The sequence below is a fragment of the Microbispora siamensis genome (assembly GCF_016863095.1).
Lineage (GTDB): Bacteria > Actinomycetota > Actinomycetes > Streptosporangiales > Streptosporangiaceae > Microbispora > Microbispora siamensis.
Genome location: NZ_BOOF01000004.1, coordinates 328,537 through 347,349, shown reverse-complemented (window position 1 = coordinate 347,349; position 18,813 = coordinate 328,537). Strand labels below are relative to the sequence as shown.

Sequence of the window (18,813 nt, the reverse complement as noted above, 5' to 3'; positions counted from 1 at the left end):
TTATCGCAAACTTCCTGTTCCGGCGGCTCCTCTCGGCCCGACAGTTTGTCGCGAATCCTCGTGCGTCTTAAGGAGCATCCATGGAAACCTCGCGCAGACGCTGGACGGTGCTGGCGATCTGCTGTCTGAGCCTGTTCCTGGTCGGGCTGGACACGACGATCGTGAACGTCGGGCTGCCGTCGATCGGGGCCGGCCTGCGGGTCGGCACCCGCGAACTGGAGTGGACGGTCGACGCGTACACGCTCGTGCTGGCCAGCCTGCTGATCTCGTCGGGCGCACTGGCCGACCGCCTGGGACGGCGGCGCGTGTTCCGGCTCGGGCTGGTCGTGTTCGGCGCCGCGTCCGTGGCGTGCGCGCTCGCGCCGTCCGTCGGCGTCCTGGTGGCGGCCCGCGTGGTGCAGGGTGTCGGCGGCTCGATGCTCAGCCCGGTCGCGCTCGCGATCGTCGTCAACGTGATCACCGAGCCGAAGGAGCGGGCCCGGGCCATCGGGGTGTGGGCGGCGGTCTTCGGCGTCAGCATGGCCGCCGGGCCCGTCGCGGGCGGCGCTCTCGTCTCGGCCGCCGGGTGGCGGTCGGTCTTCTGGGTCAACGTGCCGGTCGTCGCGGTGGCGCTGGCGCTGACCGCGCTCTTCGTCCCGGAGTCCCGCGCGGAGCGGCCGCGCCGGCTGGACGTCCCGGGGCAGGCGCTGCTGACCGTCACGGTCGGTTCCTCGGTAGCCGTGCTGATCGAGGGACCACGTGTCGGGTGGGGGTCGCCCGCGGCCGTCGCGGGCTACGCGGTCGTCGCCGTCTCCGCCACCGCCTTCGGGTGGGTCGAGTCGCGGCGGAGGGAGCCGCTGGTGGATCCGCGGCTGTTCCGCCACCCGCCCTTCGCCGCCGCCGTCGCCGGCGCGGTCGTGGTGTTCGTCGCGCTCAACGCGACGCTGCTGCTCAACACCCTCTACCTCCAGCACGCCCGGGGCATGACCCCCATCGCCGCGGGGGTCGTCACGCTCCCGATGGCCCTGGCCGCGACCGTGTGCGCACCGCTCTCCGGAGTGCTCGTCGGGCGTTTCGGCGCGCGCCCGCCGCTGCTGCTCGCGGGCGCTTTGCTCGCGACCGGCGGCCTGTGCCTGGTGGGCGTCGGCGACCACACCGACCTCCGGCTGCTGTCGCTGGCCTACCTGCTCGTCGGGGCCGCGTTCGGGTTCGCGAACGCCCCGATCACCAACACCGCGGTCAGCGGCCTGCCGCCCGCCCGCGCCGGTGTCGCCGGCGGATTCACCTCCAGCGCCCGCCAGATCGGCGCGGCCCTCGGCATCGCCGTCGCGGGAAGCATGATCGCCGACACCCCGGCGGCGCGGCTCGCGCAGGCGTCGCGTCCCGGCTGGCTCATGGTCGCCGCCTGCGGGCTGCTCGTGCTCGTCACCGCCCTGTCGGCACCGGCCGCCCGCGGGCAGCGCAAGCCGCAGGCCGGCGGGAGGCGGGCCGACAAGGCCGAGAAGGTCGGAGCGGGCGGACCCGGCTGACGCCGCCTACGGGACGCGGCTCATAGCGGATGCCGGCAGGCGGCACCCCGCCGCGAAGGGTGCCGTCACCGTACGCCTCTCGGGCGGAACTGGACGCTGATGCGGGCGCCGATCACCGTGGCCGACTTCGGGATCGCGTGCTCCCAGGTGCGCTGGCAGCTCCCGCCCATGACGATGAGGTCGCCGTGGCCCAGCTCGTGCCGCAACGTCGGGCCGCCCCCGCCGCGAGGGCGCAGCAGCAGCGGGCGCGGCGTGCCGACCGACACGATCGCGACCATGGTGTCCTGCGTGCTCCCCCGCCCGATGGTGTCGCCGTGCCAGGCGACGCTGTCCCTGCCGTCGCGGTAGAGGCACATCCCGGCCGTGCGGAACGGCTCGCCGAGCTCCTCCTGGTAGTGGGCGTTGAGCGCGTCCTTCGCCTGGGCCAGCACCGGGTCGGGAAGCTCCTCGTCCTCGTCGTAGAACTTCAGCAGGCGGGGCACGTCCACGACCCGGTCGTACATGTGCCTGCGCTCGGCGTGCCACGGCACCGCCTCAAGCAGGCGTTCGAAGAGCGCGTCGGCCCCCTCGATCCAGTGCGGCCGGACGTCGATCCAGGCGCCGCGCTCCAGGGGAGTGCGCCGCACCGACGAACCGAGCGGGCCGACGTGAACATCCTCGCCCCAATCCAGCAGCGAAGCCTGAAAAGCCGTCATAAGGCCAGCATATTAGAACAGTTATTCGATCATGTCGCGAGCGCGAGGGAGCGCCGCCCCAAGCGCCACACCGCCACCGCCAGCCACACCGCACCGAGTGCGATCAACACGCCATGGGCGATGCGGATCTCGGGAGTGCCGAAGAACTGAGGGATGAACAGCAGAAACCCCGCAGCGAGCGGAGCGGCGCTCCACCGGGGGAGCATCCCCGACCGACCGGCGGCGACGGCGGCCAGCACCGCGCCGAGGCCGAGCAACGCGAGCCCGGCCACGAACATCGTGACCGCCGCCGGGCCGAACCGGAACTCGTCGGCCAGCGCCAGCAGTGACGCGTCGCCGTCCCGCACCGCCCTCGCGGCGATGACGTTCAGCCCGAAGACCTCCGCACCATAGTACGGCAGGGTCAGTCCGGCGCCGATCCACGTCACCACGGTGGCACGCAGAGCGAGCGGACGATCCAGCGCCGGGTCCAGCAGCAGGTGCAGCCCGAGCACTCCCAGCGCGAGCAGGACGAACCCGGCCACCGCGAACAGGTGCGCCGCCACCCAGGCCGGCGACGCCATCGCGGCGGCCCCGGACAGCGAGGTCTCGTCGGAGTACGGCCGGACCACGGGATACAGGACGAACAAGATCCCGGCTCCGAGAAAGGACAGGCCGGTCAGCCGGGCACGGGCAGGCAGGACGGATGTCATGGCGGCTCCCATCGTCGGGCACGACGAACGGAGCCTGGTCATCGCTCCGTTTCGAGAGCAATGCTCTCTTCACGGAACAACGATGTCAACATGAATCCCTGCTTTCGCCCCTACCTCCGGGACGAAAGCAGCGGATCCAGGCCCTTCGGATCGACCGAACTCGTCACCGCACGTCGAGGTCGAGACCCGGCGGCAGGCCGGTGACGGTGGCGTGGCCCGCCGCGTCCACGGCGACGCTCACCTCCGCGCCCGCCACCCGCAGTCCCCGGGCCGACAGCGCACCAAGCGGCGCCCCGGCCATGGGCCGCAGCAGCACCCGCCCCGCCGGCACGTCGGGGTACAGGCCGAGCGCGGCGTGCGCGATCGTCACGGCCGCCGCGGCCGACCACGCCTGGGGCCGGCAGGCCGCCGGGTAGGGCATGGGCCTGCCGAGGCCGGGGCGCGGGCCGGCGCTGTCCCCGGCGTACAGCTCGGGCAGCCGGTAGCCGAACGCCTCCCCCGCCGCGAGCAGCCCTTCGGCGAGCCCGGCCGCCTGCGCGGCGAACCCGGCCCTGGCCAGCCCGGCGAGCACGATGGCGGTGTCGTGCGCCCAGATCGAGCCGCAGTGGTAGGACAGCGGGCTGAAGCCGCCGTCGCCGGACGACATCGTGCGCAGCCCGTAGCCGCCGCTCATCATCGGGGCGGCCAGCAGCTTCGCGACCTGGGCCGACTCCTCCTCCGACAGCAGGCCGGTGCCGAGCAGGTGGCCGATGTTGCTGGTGAGCGCGTCCACCGGCCGCTTGTCGGTGTCGAGCGCGAGCGCGGGGAAGCGCCCGTGCGGGCCGTCCACCCAGAACCGGGCGCGGAACCGCTCGGCCAGCGCGTCGGCGTGCTCGTTCCACCGGCCCGCGCCGGGCCGGCCGAACGCCTGCAGCAGCGACGCCGCGTTCCTCGCCGCCTCGTACGCGTAGCCCTGCACCTCGACGAGCGCGATCGGCGGCTTGGCCTGGCTGCCGTCGCGGAACCGGATGGAGTCGCCGGAGTCCTTCCAGCCCTGGTTGGCCAGGCCGCGGTCGGAGGTGTCGATGTACTCCACGAACCCGTCGCCGTCGGGGTCGGCGAAGTCGGCGAGCCAGCCGAGCGCGGCCTCCATGTTCGGCAGCAGCGCCGCGACCTCGCGCTCGGGCATCCCCCACCGCCAGGCGTCGTGCAGGAGACTGATCCACAGGGGAGTGGCGTCGATCGTGCCGTAGTAGGCCGCGGGCAGCCGGAGGCCGTTGCCCTCGACGGTGAACTCGTGCCGCCGCAGCTCGTGCATGATCTTCCCCGGCGCCTCGCCCGAGGTGGGGTCCACCCGCGTACCCTGCCGGCGCGCGAGCACCCGCAGCGTGCCGGCGGCGAGGTCGGTGCCGAGCGGCAGCAGCATCCGGGCGGCCCACAGGCTGTCGCGCCCGAAGAGCGTGAGGAACCAGGGCACGCCGGCGCCGAGGAAGGTGTCGCCGGGGGCGCCGGCCTCCGCGAGCCGCAGCGACCGCAGGTCCTCCAGTGACTGGTTCAGCAACCGGGTCAGCCGCCGGTCGGCGGCGGTGACCTCGGGCCTGGTCCACTCCAGCGTCCTGGCCGGCGTGACGACGACGGCGGCGGGGTCGTCCACGACGACCTCCCAGCGCAGCGTCGCCGACCCGCCCGGCGGCAGGCTCAGCTCCCAGCGCAACCGGGTGCCGTCGGCGGTCTCCGAGCGGGCGTCCTCGCCCACGGCCGTGACCCGGATGCCGCCGCTCCGCCACGACAGGCCGCCGGGACCCGTATGGGGGCCGTCGGGCTCGGCCGGCGCGGTGTCGCCGCCCGACTTGACGACCTCGATCGGCGCGAAGTCGCAGCCCAGCTCGACCGTGACCGAGGCGGTCACGGCGACGGAGGCGGTGGAGGTGATCTCCACGCGCTCGCTCATGCCGTACGCGCCGACCTCGCGGACGCGTTCGAGCCGCACGGTGGGGTCGGGGTGGGGGTCGCCGAGCCAGCGGGCGAGCGAGACGAACCGGGTGCGCCCGGCCTCCTCGTGGACGTGGCCGATCGCCTCGGGCTCGCGGCCGTTCACGAGCAGCGTCGCCTGCGACAGCGCCCGGTGATCGGCGTGGAAGAGCCCCTGGACGCCGAAGGGGCGGATCTGGCCGTCAGCGCCGCTCAGCGCCCCGGTCGGCGCCATGACGGTGCTGACCAGCTCGTGCAGTGGCGGTTGCAGGCGGTACGCCGTGCCGGTGGCGAACTCGCCACCCGCACCGGGCGTGGCTCCGACGAGCACCGATGGGCCCTCCTGGATCGAATCGCCGGCTTTGACCTTGACATGTGGTCGCCGGGGGTGCACATTGCGAAACACTCAGTTTATTTTGATCGATCTAATCATGCCTTACTCCTCCTTGAACGTTCAAACCCCCAGAAGGGCAGGACATGACCGAAAAGGTGACGATCGCCGATGTGGCCCGGCTCGCCGGCGTGTCACGCCAGACGGTCTCGAACGTCCTGAACAGCCCGGACGTCGTCCGCGAGGAGACCAGGCAGCGGGTGCTGCGGGCGGTGGAGGAGCTGGGCTACCGGGTCAACCAGGCGGCCCGCCAGATGCGCACCGGCCGGTCCCGGTTGATCGCCATCCGGATCGAGCCCGACCGGGACGGCATCAACGGCTCGGTGCTCGACCGCTTCCTGCACGGCCTGACCGAGTCGGCGGCACGTTCCGGCTACCGGGTGCTCCTCTACACGGCCGACGACGACCAGGCCGAGGTCGACACGTTCGAGGACCTGCTCGGCGCGTACGAGCCGGACGCGTTCGTGCTGACCAGCACCCACCACGGCGACCTGCGCACGGCCTGGCTGCTGGACCGCAAGGTGCCGTTCGTCACCTTCGGACGCCCCTGGAGCGCGGACTCCGCGGGCGCCTCCCATGCCTGGGTGGACGTGGACGGCGCGGCCGGCACGGCCGCGGCCACCCGCCACCTGCTCGACGCGGGCCATCGCGTGATCGGCTTCCTCGGCTGGCCGTCCGGCTCCGGGGTCGGCGACGACCGCCGCGAGGGCTGGTCACGCACGCTCGCCGCGGCGGGCGTGGACCCCGCCGGCCTGAGCCGGGCCACCAGCGACGGGGTGGCCGACGGCGAGAAGGCCGCCCACGACCTGCTGCGGTCGGACCTCGGGGTGACCGCTCTCGTCTGCGCCAGCGACTCGCTCGCGCTCGGCGCGCTGCACGCCGCCCGCTCCCCCGGCCTCGCCTGGCGGCCCGGCAGTGACGCGGCGGAACGGCCGGTCGCGGTGATCGGCTTCGACGACACGCCGGTGGCCAAGGCCGTCGGCCTGACCAGCCTGAGCCAGCCGCTGGCGCAGGCCGCCGCGCACTGCGTGGCGCTCCTCACCACACTCCTCGACGGCCAGGCGGACCCCGGCGAAGCGCCGGCGAACGTGCTGCTCGAACCCTCGCTGGTCGTCCGCCAATCGGCGTGAACCGGCGCGTCCCCCTCAACGAAGATCGGGAATCCTCATGAAGAACAGAACCGTACGGACGGCGGCGCTGGGCGCCGCCTGCGCCGCCCTCCTTGCCTCGGCCGCCTGCGGCAGCGGTTTCGACGACGACAAGGCGGCCGCTCCCGCCCAGCAGAGCAGCGGCCCCGCCGAGCTGCAGATCCTCATCGGCTCCTCGGGCGACGCGGAGACCACCGCGGTGAAGGACGCCGCCGCCGCCTGGGCGCAGAAGTCGGGCTCGAAGGCGACCGTGACCCCGGCGCAGGACCTCGCCCAGCAGCTCGGCCAGGCGTTCGCGGGCGACAACCCGCCCGACGTGTTCTACGTGGACGCCTCCCGGTTCGCCGACTACGCGAGCGTGGGCGCGCTGGAGCCGTACGCCGACAAGCTGTCCGGGGCGTCGGACTTCTACCCGAGCCTGCGCACCACGTTCACCTACGACGGCAAGTTCTACTGCGCGCCGAAGGACTTCTCCACCCTCGCCCTGGTGATCAACGACGACCTGTGGGCCAAGGCCGGGCTCGGCGAGGGCGACGTGCCCACCACCTGGGACCAGCTCAAGGCGGTGAGCGAGAAGCTCAAGGCCAAGGGCGTCACGCCGCTCGCGATCGGCGACACGCGCGACCGGGTCGGCGCGTTCCTGGTGCAGGCGGGCGGCTGGATCACCAGCCCCGACGGCAAGCAGGCGACGGCGGACACCCCGGAGAACCTCAAGGCCCTCCAGTACGTCCAGTCGCTGCTCAAGGACAAGCTCGCCCAGTTCCCCAGCCAGCTCGACGCGGGCTGGGGCGGTGAGGCGTTCGGCAAGGGCAAGGCCGTGATGACCATCGAAGGCAACTGGATCAAGGGCGCCCTGAAGGCCGACTTCCCCGACGTGAAGTACAGCGTGCACGAGCTCCCGGCCGGGCCCAAGGGCAAGGGCACCCTGTCGTTCACCAACTGCTGGGGCATCTCCTCCAAGAGCAAGTACAAGCAGCAGGCGATCGACTTCGTCGAGGCGATGACCACCGTCGACCAGCAGATGGCCTTCGCCAAGGCCTTCGGCGTCATGCCCTCGCGGCAGTCGGCCAAGGACGCCTACACCAAGGAGTTCCCCGCCGACGGCCCGTTCGTGAACGGCGCCGACTACGCCCAGGGCCCGGTCAACGCGCCGAAGATGGACAGCGTCCTGGCCGACTTCGACACCGGCATCCAGAAGCTCACCTCCAGCGACCCGAAGGCGCTGCTGGAGCGTCTGCAGAAGAACACCCAGGCCGCCCTCGGCTGACGCGAGAGCCGACGCGAGACGGAGCGGGCCCCGGCCGGTGACGGCCGGGGCCCCGCCGACCGGAAGGAGTGACCGTGGCCGACACCGCACCCGCACGGGCCACGCGGCCCGGCCCCCGGCTGAGCGCCGCCGTGCGGGAGAACATCGCGGGCTGGCTGTTCGTGGCGCCGGTGGTGGTGATCCTGGGCCTGTTCATGCTGCTGCCGATCCTGATGGCGATGTGGGTCAGCCTCACCGACTGGAACGGCCAGGGCAGCCCGTTCCGCTCGGGCGTGCCGTTCGTGGGGACGGAGAACTACACCCGGCTGTTCACCGAGGACGGCCTGGCCCGCCAGGACTTCATGACCAGCGTGCGGAACAACTTCTACTACGTCGCGATCGTCGTGCCGGCCCAGACGGTCCTGGCGCTGGGCCTCGCCCTGATCGTGAACGCCAGGATGCTGAAGGGGAAGACGTTCTTCCGCGCCGCGTTCTTCTTCCCCTCGGTCACCAGCTCGGTGGCGATCAGCGTCGTGTTCCTGTTCATCTTCGCCAACTCGGGCGCCGTGACCAGCCTGCTGAAGCTGTTCGGGATCGACGGCCCGCAGTGGTTCTCCGACTCGCGGGGCGTGCTCCACCTGCTGCTCGGGGGGCTCGGCCTGGTCGACCCGGCCGATCCGCCGGCGGCGCTGACGGACGGCGGGCCGTTCGGGCTGTCGTGGTGGGAGTGGCTGTCGGGGCCGAGCGTGGCGATGTGCACGATCATCATGCTGGTCGTCTGGACGACGTCTGGAACGTTCATGTTGATGTTCCTGGCCGCGCTCCAGGACATCCCGGTGACGCTGGAGGAGGCCGGCATGCTCGACGGGGCCGGGCGCTGGCAGCGGTTCCGGCACATCACGCTCCCGCTGCTGAAGCCCACGCTGTTCCTGGTGCTGACGCTCGGCCTCATCGCGACCTGGCAGGTCTTCGACCAGGTCTACGTGATGAGCCAGGGCAACCCGGCCAAGACCACCCTCACCCCGGCCTTCCTGTCGTACCAGACGGCCTTCCGGAGCTTCGAGTACGGCTCGGGCACGGCCATCTCGTTCGTGTTGTTCGCCATCATCGTCGTGCTCGCACTGGTCCAACGGTGGATCATGCGCGACCGGGACCCCGCCCGCCGTACGAGGAGGTCGTGACCGTGAAACGCCGGGACCCCCGCTCGCTCGCCTCCACCTTCGCGGGCTACTTCGTGCTGGTCTTCTTCGCGCTGGTCTTCCTCTACCCGTTCGTGATCCAGGTCGCGAACTCGTTCAAGACCGAGCCGGACGCCGCCGCGAACGCGCTGTCGCCCATCCCCCATCCCTTCACGACCAGCGGTTACGAGAAGGTCTTCCTCAACACCGACCTGCCCCTCTGGCTGGGCAACTCGGTGCTGGTGACGATCCTGGTCACCGCCGGGCGGGTGCTGCTGTGCTCGATGGCCGGGTACGCGCTGGCGCGGATCCGCTTCCGGGGCCGCAAGGCGCTGTTCTCCGCGGTCATCGGGGTCATGGCCGTGCCGCCCGTGGTGCTGTTCGTGCCGAAGTTCCTGGTGCTCAACCAGTTCGGCCTGTACGACAGCTACACGGCGCTGATCCTGCCCCTGATCGTGGACGCCGCGGGCGTCTTCATCATGAAGCAGTTCTTCGAGTCGGTCCCGGTGAGCGTGGAGGAGGCCGCGCGCATCGACGGCGCGGGGGTGTGGCGCACCTTCTGGTCGGTGGTGCTGCCGATGGCACGACCGGCCCTGATCACCCTGACGATCATCTCCTTCCAGGGCAGTTGGAACGAGTTCGCGCACACGCTGGTGGCGGTGCAGAGTCCGGAACTGTTCACGCTGCCGCGAGGGATCGCCGACCTGGTCAGCGGCTCGCTCGGCAAGGGCACGCAGTATCCGCTCAAGCTGGGCGCCGCCGTGCTCGCCACGATCCCGGTGGCCGTCATCTTCGTGGTGTTCCAGCGCTACTTCGTACGCGGCGCGAACGAGGGCGCGGAGAAGGGCTGACGCCCAGTGGCCGTCCCCGGACCGGCCCCCGCCGGGCCGGTCCGGGGATCGCTTTCAGTGACTTGAGCGCGTCCTGCACGCCCGTGTTCAGGCCCTGACCGCCCGCCGGGAAGTGGATGTGCGCGGCGTCGCCGGCGAGGAGAACCCGGCCCTCTCGGTAACGGCCGGCCTGGCGCGCCGCGTCGCCGTGGCGGGAGAGCCGGCGCGGCGAGTGCATGCCGTAATCCGTCCCGGCGATCCTGATCAAGGCCGTGCGGAGGGTCTCCAGGGTCACCGGTTCGTCCCGGTCGGCGACGTGATCGAACTCGGGACATGGGTCGCCGGCCCCGGCCCGCGTGACGGACATGCGCGATGGCGACCTGCTTGCCGCCCGCTCCTACCGGCTGATCTGACGTGGAACCGCCACCGCGAGAAGTTTGTCCGGGTTCCGGATGGCGTAGAAGTTGGTGATCTTCCCATCGGCGATCTCGATCAGGAAGACCCCTTCCAGGCGCTCGCCGCTGAGGACCATCGCGGGCGTGTTGTTGCAGTTGACCCTCTCGATCCGCAGGTCCGCCAGCCGCTCCAGACGGAACAGGTTCATGAGGACCGCGGCCACCTTTTCCGCGCCCACCACCGGCCGGCGCGCTGCGGTGGTCTTGCCGCCGCTGTCGGCGGTCCAGGTGACGTCCGGCGCGAGCAGCGAGAGCAGCCCTTCCAGGTCACCGGTGGCCGCCGCGGTCATGAACCGCTCGGTGATCCGCGCGGTCGTGGCGGCGTCGGCGGGCTCGAAGCGCTTGCGCCGCGCCCGTACGTGCTCGCGAGCGCGGTGCGCCACCTGGCGCACCGTCGCCACGGATTTGCCCACCGCCGCGGCGATGTCGTGGTACTCGAAGCCGAACACCTCGCGCAGCACGAACACCGCACGCTCATCGGGGGTGAGCGTTTCGAGTAGGACGAGCATCGCCATCGACACCGACTCGGCGAGCAGTACATCGGTCGACGCGTCGTTCTCGTCGAGCAGCAGCGGCTCGGGCAGCCACGAGCCGATGTAGTCCTCGCGACGGCGCGCGCTCGTCCGCATGGCGTTGAGCGCCTGCCGGGTCACCAGCTGTGCCAGATACGACTTGGTGTCCCGCACCGTCGCGAGGTCCACTTCCGCCCACCGCAGATAGCCGTTCTGCAGCACGTCGTCGGATTCGGTCACCGAGCCGAGGATCTCGTAGACGATCGTGAACAGCAGCGGCCGCAACAGGGTGAACCGCTCGGCATGCTCGTCGGTGCTCACGGGGAGGTGACCACCCGCGCGGCGGAGGCCGGCTGCTCAAAACGCCGGCCGCCCTTGGGCCAGGTCATGGAACCCGGCTTGCGCGCCTCGAGGCGGATCCGCTTCGCCACCACGAACTTGCAGGTCACCTCCTTGATCACCGCGCCCACGCGGCCGCCGATGAAGACGTTCACCGCGGTGTCGTCCTTGCGGGCCAGCTGCCGGATCCCCGTGCGCCGGCCGAGGCTGACGCACGCTCCCGTGAAGGCCAGGTCGATCACCGCCGGTTCGGTCCCCGCGATCCGGCTCAACACGGTGTCGGCGGCCCGTGCCCCGAGCGGCCCGGCGGCGTAGCCGCTCATCCGCAGCGGCTGACCCGACGGCGCGGCGGCGTCGCCGGCCGCGACGATGCGATCGTCGTCGACGCTGGTCAGCGTCTCGTCGGTGAGCAGCCGGCCGAGCGCGTCGGTGCGCAGCCCGCTCGCGGCGGCCAGCGCCGGCACGCCGAAACCGGCCGTCCAGATGGTGAGCGCGCTCGGACGCACCCCGCCATCGGCGGAACCGTCGGAAAGGACGACCGCGTCCGGCCGCACCTCGCTCACCGCAGCGGCCTCGAGCACGGCGACACCGTGCCGGGTCAGCCATTTGGCGATGTATCGGCGGCCAGGTGCGCTGAACGTCGGCGCCAGGGCGCGGCCGCACACCAGCGTGACCCTGCGTCCTTGCTCGGTCAGCTCGGCGGCCGTCTCTATGCCGGTCAACCCGCCGCCGATCACGGTGACCGGAGCATCGAGGGGCAACTCCTCCAGCCTGGCGCGCAGCCGCCGCGCGGATTCCAACTCAGCGATGTCGAACGCGAATTCGGCCGCGCCGGGCACCGATGAGGGTGTCGCCGCCGTGCTGCCGACCGCGTAGATGACGTAGTCGTAGTCCAAGGTACGACCCGACGCCAGCCGTACCCTGCGCGCGGCGGTGTCGATGCGCGTGCCGCTGTCGACGACCAAGCGGATGCCCTCGCCGAGCAGCGTGCCGTAGTCGATCGTGGCGTCGCCGGTACGGGCCACGAACTGGTGCAGCCGGATGCGTTCGACGAACTCCGGACGGGGGTTGACCAGGGTGACGTCGACGTCATCGCGCGCCCGCAGGCGATTGGCCGCGAGCGTTCCGGCGTAACCGCCACCGATGACCACGACCTTGTGGAGCATGTTGTGTTCGGTCATGCCCTCAGGACACCGCTGATCGCTGAGACGTGACATCACGCGATGTGACAGACGTCACTTCGCGTAGCGCGGGCACATCCACTCCGGGACCTCTTCAGCGCCTGTCCAGCAGGCGGGCCCGGCAGCCCAGCTCTGCGCCCACCCGGTCGAGCAGTACGGCGAAGCCGTCGCGCGTCCGCGGCCCGAGCTGCCGGAAGAACCCGTTGACGAGGGGCACTCCCCAGCGCAGGCTCTCGGCCACGTTGCGGACCTGGTGCACCAGCAACGTGCCGGCCGGATCGGGCGCGATGCGGTATTCGCCCCGATACCACCAGCCGCCCTGCGTGGCCAGCAGATCCGGGCCCACCTCGACCGTCATCGTGTGGCCGGGCGCGGCGAGCACGAACCGGTCCGGCCCGCCCGTGAGCGTCCCGCCGTGCTCCGCCAGCGGGAAGCAGTTGTCACGCCCCACCGGCCCCGGCCGTACGCGCAGGAGCAGGCCGGCCACGCGCTCGACCGGCGCCTCGACGACGCCGCGCACCTCGCACAGGAGGGTTCCCGCGGACGTCACGGCGTGCCGATCCGCGTGTTCTGGAACGACGCGAAGCGCCAGCCGTCGCCCTCCCTGACCGCGGTGAAGGTCATGATCGAGTCGCGGCCGGGGTCGGCCGTGCCGTCCGGCAGGGCCGAGCCCCCGGTGGTCACGACCAGTGCCACGTCCGGGCTGAGGAAGCGGATCTTCCGCAGCGGCGGCGCGGTGGCGGGGCCGCCCAGCCGGGACCCCTTCAGCGGGCCCTCGAACAGCGCCCGGTGGCTGTCCTCGATGGCTCGGCGGCCCTCCATGCGGGCCCCGAAGAACGTCACGTAGTCGGCGTCCTCGGTGAACAGCCCGGCGAAGGCGGCGGCGTCTCCGTCGTTCCAGGCCGCGGTCAGCGCGTCGAGCAGGCGGTGGATGTCGTCGGACATGTCGTACGGCTCCTCTCGGACGACCGCGAAGCCGCCTATCCTTCGGAGTGCCAGGTCGTGTCTGACGAATCATGCCCTGCTACGCGTGGCCCAGGCTCGCGACGGACAGCCTTCGTCAGACACTCCCGCCCTGATCGGCCGCTTCGCGGTGGTCGGGTCCGGCGCCGGCCGGATGTTGGCGCATCCGGCCGGCGCATCACTGCGGGTCGAGCTGCCCGGTGTTCGAATCGGCACTCCAGGAGACCTGTCCGGACCGGATCTCGGCGAGGGTCGCGCGGACCCACTCCAGCTCGGCGGCCTTCATCGCCCGGTCGTACTCCACTTCCAGGACCAGCACGCGCGGCAGGCCGGATCCGGTGAGTGCCGCGATGTGCGCGTCGGCGGAGACGATCGCGCCCTCCAGCGTGGCGGCGCGGGTGCTCAGCGCCCGCTCCGCCTCGGGGACCGGAAGGCATCCCATCAGCGACACCGCGGCCAGGAAGACCTTGGTGTCGCCGTCCGGCTGTTCCAGGAGGCGGCGGAGCCGGGTGCTCAACTCGGCCCGTCCCTCCTCGGTCACCCGGTAGACCGTACGCTCCGGCCGGCGGCCCTCCCTGCTGGTCTCCACGGGGGCGATGAGCTCCTCGCGGGCCAGCCGGTCGACCGCGTGGTAGAGGCTGCGTGGCAGGCCGCTGATGTAGTCCTTGTGCGTGTCGATGACGAACCGGTGCAGCTCGTAGGGGTGGGCGGGCCGTACGGACAGGAGGGCGAGCACCGTCAACCCGACCAGGTCCCTGTCCGCCCGTCCCCGCGCCATCACTCCCCCTTTGCCCTATTGCAATCCGCACTATAGCGAGATGCACCTAAAGCGGGAAGCCCCTGCCCGAAGGCCGGAAGGCGTCACGGGCGGCTGAATCGGCTACAGCTGCGCCAACCAGTCGGCGATCGCCACGAAATCGGCATGGGTCAGCCCGCGACAACGATCAACGCGATGGAGGAGCGCCTGTCCGTGATGATGCCGAGCAAGGGGCCACGGTGACGGCTCATATGGCAGCCGAAGCGGGAATCCGAGGCGGCCTCCCTGTCGTCATCGACCTGGCCCTGGAGGTCGATCTCCTCGACGAAGGCGGGCTCGGTGGGAAGGCCGACGCGCTCTTCTACCTCAGCAAGGAGGCGTTCAAGCGCCGCCTGATAGACGACCTGTGGAAGGCCCGTGCGGCGACGGCCCCGAAGTCCCTCGTCCGAGTTCTGCTCACGCCGGTGATCCTCGACGCCGTACGGAAGGAACTGCGGCGGCAGACGGGACACAATGCGGACGAGAAGGAGATCGAGCGCATCCTCCAGGCGGACGTCCTCCGGCCCGATCTCCTCGTCTGAACAGCGGAGGGCGGGCGGATGGTCACCGATCGCGCAGACGCCGGCAACGGCGCCTGCGCGGTCCACGTCGTCCACTACATCAGGGACCGTCTCCGGCACGGCCGCCGACCGCGCCGCGGCCCCCGGTCACCCGGTGGCGGCGGGGTCGGCGGCGAACTCGGCGGTCAACTCGGCCTGAGCGGCCAGAGCGGCGTCGAGGGCCTCGGGGTCGTCGGCGTCGAGCGTCATCGCGCATCCCATGCGGATCGCGTCGAGGTCCACCGGCCCGCGCCTGGTCGCCCACCAACGGCCGACGTCCGACCGCCAGATGATCCAGCCGGTATGGACCCGTGCGATGTCCTCCAACGTGGTCATGTCACCCATCTCCAACGGCTGCTCGCGGAAGTGGGCCAAGCTAAGCGCTTTTAGAGCGGTTGGAGTATCAGCCAGAGGACGTCCAATCACAGCCAGTAGCCACGCGAACACAGAATCTCCCGTAGTGTCAGCGTGTCACGCTGACACAGTGTGCTGGGGGTGCGACATGCCGGCCAACCACCGCCATCCGCCGAACCGCCGGCTCGCGTGGGAACGCCTGCAGCGCGGGTGGTCCTACGAGGAGCTGTGCGAGCGCATCCGTACGTCCATGCGGTCGTGCGACGAGAAGGACACCGGCCTGACGGCCAACACGGTGCGGCGGTGGGAGACCGGCGAGCGGTGGCCGGATCCGCGCTACCGCAAGCATCTCGTGACGATTTTCGACAAGCCCGCGAGCGAGCTGGGACTGCTCACCCCCGACGAGATGGCCATGCGGCCGGTCACGGAGGTGGTGGACGAGATACGGAGGCTGCTGAGCATGATCGTCGCAGAAGGCATCGACCGCTCCACGTTCCTGCGGGGGCTCCTCAGCGCGGGCGTGCTCGCCCCGCTCCTCGGTGAGGGCGGCGAGCGTCTTCCCGCGGCGGTGGAACGCGGGCGCGGGGTCGACGCCGAGTCGGCCGAGGCGTTCGCCCGGGTGGTCGACAAGCAGGCCGCCCTCTACTGGACCTCGCCGCCGGACGACATCTTCCAGGCGTCGGTCGCGCACACCCGGCTCGGCATGAGCCTGCTGCGTGCGGCGCCGGAGGGAGCGGTCAGGCAGACGCTGGCCGAGGCGGCCGCACGCTCGGCCCTGCTGTCGGGGAGGGTGGCGTTCTTCGACCTGAACGACGGCCCCACCGCCGCGCGGCTCTACCGGATGGCCCTGTCCGCCACCCGGGAGTGCGGCGACCATCCGCTCGCCGCAGCCGTGCTCGCCCACGCGGCGTTCGTGCCGGGGTTCGAGGGCAACCGTACGGACGCCCTGGGTTTGCTGGACGCGGCCTTCGCGCACGCCTGGCACGGCGTCGGCCCGCTGACCAGGGCGTGGCTACACTGCGTGGCGTCGGAGATCTCGGCGCGCTGCGGCGAGCCGAAGGAGTGCATGCGCCACATCGACCGCGCCGACCACATGGTGGACGCGGGCGGGGACGACCCGGCCTGGCTGGACTTCTTCGAGCGGGCCAGGCTCGACGGCTTCGCCGGCTACAGCGCGCTGACGGCGGGCAACCACGAGGAGGCGGCCCGACGGCTGCGCAAGGCGCTCGACGACCTGGGCCCGAACGGCGGCAAGCAGCGCTCGGTGCTGCTCGCCGACCTCGCCGCCGCCCACGCCCCCACCGACGGCGACCAGGCCGCCGAACACCTCAGGCAGGCGGTCGAGGCGCTCGAGGACCAGTGGTACGTGATCGGGCACGACCGCGTCCGCGGGGTGCTGAAGATCCTGCCGCCCGCGGCGGACACCCGGGCACTGGACGAACGGCTGACCGACCTCGGCCGCTCCCGACACCCCGAGCTCACGATGTGACCACGGCCCCCGCCCGCCACGCCACGCGCAGCGCCTCGATCTCGGCCGGGGAACTCTCGCGGGCGATGAACGGGATGTCCAGCAGGTGTCGCGTCGCGGCGGCGGACAGGCGTTCGCGCACGACGGCGGAGTCGTCGAGCACCTGGCGGTAGAGCGACGCCCCGTCCATGCAGAAGACGTCGACGAGCACGGTCCTCCCGTCCACCGCCCGGCGGACGTTGCCGTGGTTGAGGTCGATCCCGTCCCACCACGGCATCCGCGCCCGCCATTCCTCGTCCACGGCGAGGGCGGTGCGCCGTACGGCGTCGAACGCCTCGTCGCCCGCCCCCTCGCGCCACCGCCGGGCGACCTGCGCCGCCTCGGCCTGCTCGGCCGGGGCCAGGAACTCCAGGACCGTGAGCGAACCGCCGCCGTCGAGCGCCTCCGTGAGCGCCACCCGGGGCAGGTACGGGTTGCCGGGGCAGCGGCGGCACAGCTCCAGGAAGGCGGGATACGCCGGGTCGAAGGGGCAGACCCGCGCCGCGAGCAGGCCGCGCGGCGAACGCAGCCCGACGGCCCAGTCACCCACCCCGCACGGCGTCCAGCCGAGCCCGACGAGGTCGGCCAGCGCGTCCCGGTGGCTGGCCGTCCCCCATGCCCGGCCGAGCAGCGGCACGAGGTCGACATCGTGATCAGCCGTCACCCCGGCAACTCTAAATGCTCATCGCCCGGCTGAGCTTCTCCCAGCCGTCCAGGTCGGCGCGGAGCATTTCGTGGTGGGCCCGGATGCCGTCGACCGCGTCGTCGCCCAGGGCGAGCCGCAGCGGAGGCTCGTCGTGGTCGAGGACCTGGAGGATCGCCTGCGCGACCTTGGCCGGGTCCCCCGGCTGGGTGCCGTCCATGTCGTCCACCAAGGCCCGGGTCACGCCCGTGGACACCCGGTAGGCGTCGATCGGCTCCGAGCGGTGCATGCGGTGACCGCCGAACTCGGTGCGGAACGCGCCCGGCTCCACGATCAGCACCCGTACGCCGAAGGGCGCGACCTCGGCGGCGAGCGCTTCCGACAGTCCCTCAAGGGCGAACTTGGCGGCGCAGTAGGCGCCGAACCCCGGCATGCTGAGCTGTCCGCCCATCGAGCTCATCTGGACGATCGTCCCGCTCCCCTGCCTGCGCAGATGCGGCAGGACCGCCTTGGTCACGGCCACCGCTCCGAAGAACATGACCTCCATCAGCGCGCGCAGGTCGGCCATGTCGAACTCTTCGACGGCTCCCACCGACCCGTGGCCGGCGTTGTTCACCACGACGTCGATCCGGCCGAAGGCCGACAGGGTCTCGGCCACCGCCGCGTCGACGGACGCGGCGTCGGTGACGTCCAGCCGGGCGCTGCGCACCCGCTCGCCGCCCGTCTCCACCAGGTCCGCCAGCGTCTCGGGGCGTCGCGCCGTCGCCATCACCCGGTCCCCCGCGGCCAGAGCGGCCTCGGCCAGCTCCCGGCCGAAGCCCGCCGAGCATCCGGTGATCAACCACACCCGTCCGGTCATAGTCCCACTCCTCGTCTTCGTGATCAGTGCGACCACTCTCCCCCGTGCCGGTCCCCCGCGGCCAACACACGTTCCCTGCAGCGGTTACAGTCAGAGCCTGTGACCCCCGAGCTGCGTCATCTGCGGTATTTCGTCGCCGTGGCCGAGCATCTGAGCTTCACCGTCGCCGCGCGGGAGCTGCACATCGCCCAGCAGTCGCTGTCGCAGCAGATCGCGGCGCTCGAACACGCCCTCGGCGCACGGCTGTTCGACCGCGACACCCGGGGCACGCGCCTGAGCGAGGTGGGCCGCGTGTTCCTGCCCGAGGCGCGGGCCGTCCTGACTCGCGCGGACGCGGCCCTGGAGACCGCCCGTAAGGCGGTGCGCGGTGAGATCGGCCGGCTTCGGGTGGCCTTCCTCGTCTCCACCGCGAACTACATGATGCCGCCGGTCGTCCGCGCGTTCCGGAAGCGGTATCCGGACGTCGAACTGCTCGCCGAGGCCGTCGGCATCGCCGACCTGGTGGCGGGCCTGCGCGAGGACCGGTACGACGCGGCGTTCACCCGGCCGCCGCTGGTCGACGACCTGGTGACCGCGACGCTGGTCGCCGAGCCGGTCTGCGCGGTCCTACCGGCGGGCCACCCGCTCGCCGGGCGGGCCGGGCTGCGGCTCGCCGATCTGGCCGGCGAGCCGTGGGTGCTCACCCCGCGCGGCTCGTGGGAGCCGTGGCATCGGAAGTACGACACGGACTTCCGCGCGGCGGGCTTCGAGCCGCGGGTGGTGCAGCGGGCCGACGGCGTGCCGAGCCTGCTCGGCCTGGTCGCCGCCGGCGTCGGCGTGACCCGGCTCGCCCGGTCGGCACACAGCCTGCGGCGCACCGGGGTCGTGTTCGTGCCGCTCGCCGACGAGCAGGCCGAGACCGTCATGGCCTGGCATCCCGCGCGCGACCGGCAGGCCGTACGGAACCTGCTCGACGTGGCGGCGGAACTGGCCGCCTCGATCGACCTCACCGAGGCGGGTTGAGCGA

At 71.8% G+C, this 18,813-nt stretch carries 19 protein-coding genes and 1 pseudogene; 8 read left to right on the top strand and 12 right to left on the bottom strand.

Annotated features, from left to right (window positions below; translation table 11 throughout):
- The first annotated feature begins 80 nt into the window (after positions 1-80).
- Positions 81-1,508 (top strand): MFS transporter, encoded by a 1,428-nt coding sequence (locus tag Msi02_RS05990; RefSeq protein ID WP_239108154.1) that lies wholly within the window; start codon positions 81-83, stop codon positions 1,506-1,508.
- Between the two features lie 65 nt (positions 1,509-1,573).
- Here the strand turns inward: Msi02_RS05990 and Msi02_RS05985 are convergent, their stop codons facing one another.
- The 3 genes from Msi02_RS05985 to Msi02_RS05975 form a co-directional block, all read right to left on the bottom strand.
- A complete protein-coding gene (locus Msi02_RS05985) occupies positions 1,574-2,203 on the bottom strand; it encodes an alpha-ketoglutarate-dependent dioxygenase AlkB (protein WP_204047407.1) in 630 nt (209 codons plus the stop codon).
- 29 nt (positions 2,204-2,232) lie between these two features.
- The gene (locus tag Msi02_RS05980; RefSeq protein ID WP_204047406.1) at positions 2,233-2,895 is read right to left on the bottom strand and encodes a hypothetical protein; all 663 of its coding nucleotides are present in this window, start codon (positions 2,893-2,895) and stop codon (positions 2,233-2,235) included.
- A 163-nt stretch (positions 2,896-3,058) separates the two neighbouring features.
- Complete coding sequence (locus tag Msi02_RS05975) at positions 3,059-5,176, bottom strand: amylo-alpha-1,6-glucosidase (protein WP_239108153.1); 2,118 nt, start codon at positions 5,174-5,176, stop codon at positions 3,059-3,061.
- Positions 5,177-5,322: 146 nt separating this feature from the next.
- On the opposite strand from Msi02_RS05975, the gene Msi02_RS05970 reads away from it, so the two are divergent.
- The 4 genes from Msi02_RS05970 to Msi02_RS05955 all read left to right on the top strand — a co-directional run bounded on the left by Msi02_RS05970 (position 5,323) and on the right by Msi02_RS05955 (position 9,659).
- Positions 5,323-6,366: a LacI family DNA-binding transcriptional regulator gene (locus Msi02_RS05970; RefSeq protein ID WP_204047405.1), complete on the top strand. Its 1,044-nt coding sequence runs from the start codon at positions 5,323-5,325 to the stop codon at positions 6,364-6,366.
- A gap of 37 nt (positions 6,367-6,403) precedes the next feature.
- Positions 6,404-7,651, top strand: a complete 1,248-nt coding sequence (locus tag Msi02_RS05965) for a sugar ABC transporter substrate-binding protein (RefSeq protein WP_204047404.1) — start codon at positions 6,404-6,406, stop codon at positions 7,649-7,651.
- Between the two features lie 74 nt (positions 7,652-7,725).
- A complete protein-coding gene (locus Msi02_RS05960; protein ID WP_239108152.1) occupies positions 7,726-8,811 on the top strand; it encodes a carbohydrate ABC transporter permease in 1,086 nt (361 codons plus the stop codon).
- Positions 8,808-9,659 (top strand): carbohydrate ABC transporter permease, encoded by an 852-nt coding sequence (locus Msi02_RS05955; RefSeq protein ID WP_239108151.1) that lies wholly within the window; start codon positions 8,808-8,810, stop codon positions 9,657-9,659. Before Msi02_RS05960 ends, Msi02_RS05955 begins: the two co-directional genes overlap by 4 nt.
- A gap of 67 nt (positions 9,660-9,726) precedes the next feature.
- On the opposite strand, the pseudogene Msi02_RS43010 reads toward Msi02_RS05955, so the two are convergent.
- The 6 genes and pseudogenes from Msi02_RS43010 to Msi02_RS05925 form a co-directional block, all read right to left on the bottom strand.
- Positions 9,727-10,005 (bottom strand): annotated as a pseudogene (locus Msi02_RS43010) (FAD-dependent monooxygenase); the annotation flags it as partial.
- 30 nt (positions 10,006-10,035) lie between these two features.
- Positions 10,036-10,926, bottom strand: coding sequence for an RNA polymerase sigma factor SigJ (sigJ, locus tag Msi02_RS05945; protein WP_204047401.1), 891 nt, complete (start codon positions 10,924-10,926; stop codon positions 10,036-10,038).
- On the bottom strand, positions 10,923-12,125 hold the full coding sequence (locus Msi02_RS05940) for an NAD(P)/FAD-dependent oxidoreductase (RefSeq protein ID WP_204047400.1): 1,203 nt from the start codon (positions 12,123-12,125) through the stop codon (positions 10,923-10,925). Before Msi02_RS05940 ends, sigJ begins: the two co-directional genes overlap by 4 nt.
- Positions 12,126-12,219: 94 nt before the next feature.
- Complete coding sequence (locus Msi02_RS05935; protein WP_204047399.1) at positions 12,220-12,675, bottom strand: hypothetical protein; 456 nt, start codon at positions 12,673-12,675, stop codon at positions 12,220-12,222.
- A complete protein-coding gene (locus Msi02_RS05930; RefSeq protein ID WP_204047398.1) occupies positions 12,672-13,070 on the bottom strand; it encodes an SgcJ/EcaC family oxidoreductase in 399 nt (132 codons plus the stop codon). Before Msi02_RS05930 ends, Msi02_RS05935 begins: the two co-directional genes overlap by 4 nt.
- A gap of 196 nt (positions 13,071-13,266) precedes the next feature.
- A complete protein-coding gene (locus Msi02_RS05925; RefSeq protein ID WP_079312505.1) occupies positions 13,267-13,866 on the bottom strand; it encodes a PadR family transcriptional regulator in 600 nt (199 codons plus the stop codon).
- A gap of 230 nt (positions 13,867-14,096) precedes the next feature.
- Here Msi02_RS05925 and Msi02_RS05920 point away from each other — a divergent pair, with 230 nt between their 5' ends.
- The gene (locus tag Msi02_RS05920; RefSeq protein WP_079312507.1) at positions 14,097-14,426 is read left to right on the top strand and encodes a hypothetical protein; all 330 of its coding nucleotides are present in this window, start codon (positions 14,097-14,099) and stop codon (positions 14,424-14,426) included.
- 126 nt (positions 14,427-14,552) lie between these two features.
- Here the strand turns inward: Msi02_RS05920 and Msi02_RS05915 are convergent, their stop codons facing one another.
- On the bottom strand, positions 14,553-14,780 hold the full coding sequence (locus Msi02_RS05915) for a hypothetical protein (protein WP_204047397.1): 228 nt from the start codon (positions 14,778-14,780) through the stop codon (positions 14,553-14,555).
- A 166-nt stretch (positions 14,781-14,946) separates the two neighbouring features.
- Between Msi02_RS05915 and Msi02_RS05910 the strand changes: the two genes are divergently transcribed.
- The gene (locus Msi02_RS05910) at positions 14,947-16,287 is read left to right on the top strand and encodes a helix-turn-helix domain-containing protein (protein ID WP_079312509.1); all 1,341 of its coding nucleotides are present in this window, start codon (positions 14,947-14,949) and stop codon (positions 16,285-16,287) included.
- On the opposite strand, the gene Msi02_RS05905 is transcribed toward Msi02_RS05910, so the two are convergent.
- Entirely contained in the window at positions 16,277-16,969 is a 693-nt protein-coding gene (locus Msi02_RS05905) for a hypothetical protein (RefSeq protein WP_204047396.1), read from the bottom strand. The genes Msi02_RS05910 and Msi02_RS05905 overlap by 11 nt on opposite strands.
- A 10-nt stretch (positions 16,970-16,979) precedes the next feature.
- The gene (locus tag Msi02_RS05900; protein ID WP_204047395.1) at positions 16,980-17,807 is read right to left on the bottom strand and encodes an oxidoreductase; all 828 of its coding nucleotides are present in this window, start codon (positions 17,805-17,807) and stop codon (positions 16,980-16,982) included.
- Positions 17,808-17,906: 99 nt separating this feature from the next.
- Between Msi02_RS05900 and Msi02_RS05895 the strand changes: the two genes are divergently transcribed.
- Positions 17,907-18,809, top strand: a complete 903-nt coding sequence (locus Msi02_RS05895) for a LysR family transcriptional regulator (protein WP_204047394.1) — start codon at positions 17,907-17,909, stop codon at positions 18,807-18,809.
- Positions 18,810-18,813 lie beyond the last annotated feature (4 nt).

What these genes read in the sequence shown, in the direction of transcription:
- Msi02_RS05990 (WP_239108154.1), top strand. Translation starts at nt 81, where the DNA reads ATGGAAACCTCGCGCAGACGCTGGACGGTGCTGGCGATCTGCTGTCTG.
- Msi02_RS05985 (WP_204047407.1), bottom strand. Translation starts at nt 2,203, where the DNA reads ATGACGGCTTTTCAGGCTTCGCTGCTGGATTGGGGCGAGGATGTTCAC.
- Msi02_RS05980 (WP_204047406.1), bottom strand. Translation starts at nt 2,895, where the DNA reads ATGACATCCGTCCTGCCTGCCCGTGCCCGGCTGACCGGCCTGTCCTTT.
- Msi02_RS05970 (WP_204047405.1), top strand. Translation starts at nt 5,323, where the DNA reads ATGACCGAAAAGGTGACGATCGCCGATGTGGCCCGGCTCGCCGGCGTG.
- Msi02_RS05965 (WP_204047404.1), top strand. Translation starts at nt 6,404, where the DNA reads ATGAAGAACAGAACCGTACGGACGGCGGCGCTGGGCGCCGCCTGCGCC.
- Msi02_RS05940 (WP_204047400.1), bottom strand. Translation starts at nt 12,125, where the DNA reads ATGACCGAACACAACATGCTCCACAAGGTCGTGGTCATCGGTGGCGGT.
- Msi02_RS05930 (WP_204047398.1), bottom strand. Translation starts at nt 13,070, where the DNA reads ATGTCCGACGACATCCACCGCCTGCTCGACGCGCTGACCGCGGCCTGG.
- Msi02_RS05925 (WP_079312505.1), bottom strand. Translation starts at nt 13,866, where the DNA reads ATGGCGCGGGGACGGGCGGACAGGGACCTGGTCGGGTTGACGGTGCTC.
- Msi02_RS05920 (WP_079312507.1), top strand. Translation starts at nt 14,097, where the DNA reads ATGGCAGCCGAAGCGGGAATCCGAGGCGGCCTCCCTGTCGTCATCGAC.
- Msi02_RS05915 (WP_204047397.1), bottom strand. Translation starts at nt 14,780, where the DNA reads ATGACCACGTTGGAGGACATCGCACGGGTCCATACCGGCTGGATCATC.
- Msi02_RS05910 (WP_079312509.1), top strand. Translation starts at nt 14,947, where the DNA reads ATGCCGGCCAACCACCGCCATCCGCCGAACCGCCGGCTCGCGTGGGAA.
- Msi02_RS05900 (WP_204047395.1), bottom strand. Translation starts at nt 17,807, where the DNA reads ATGACCGGACGGGTGTGGTTGATCACCGGATGCTCGGCGGGCTTCGGC.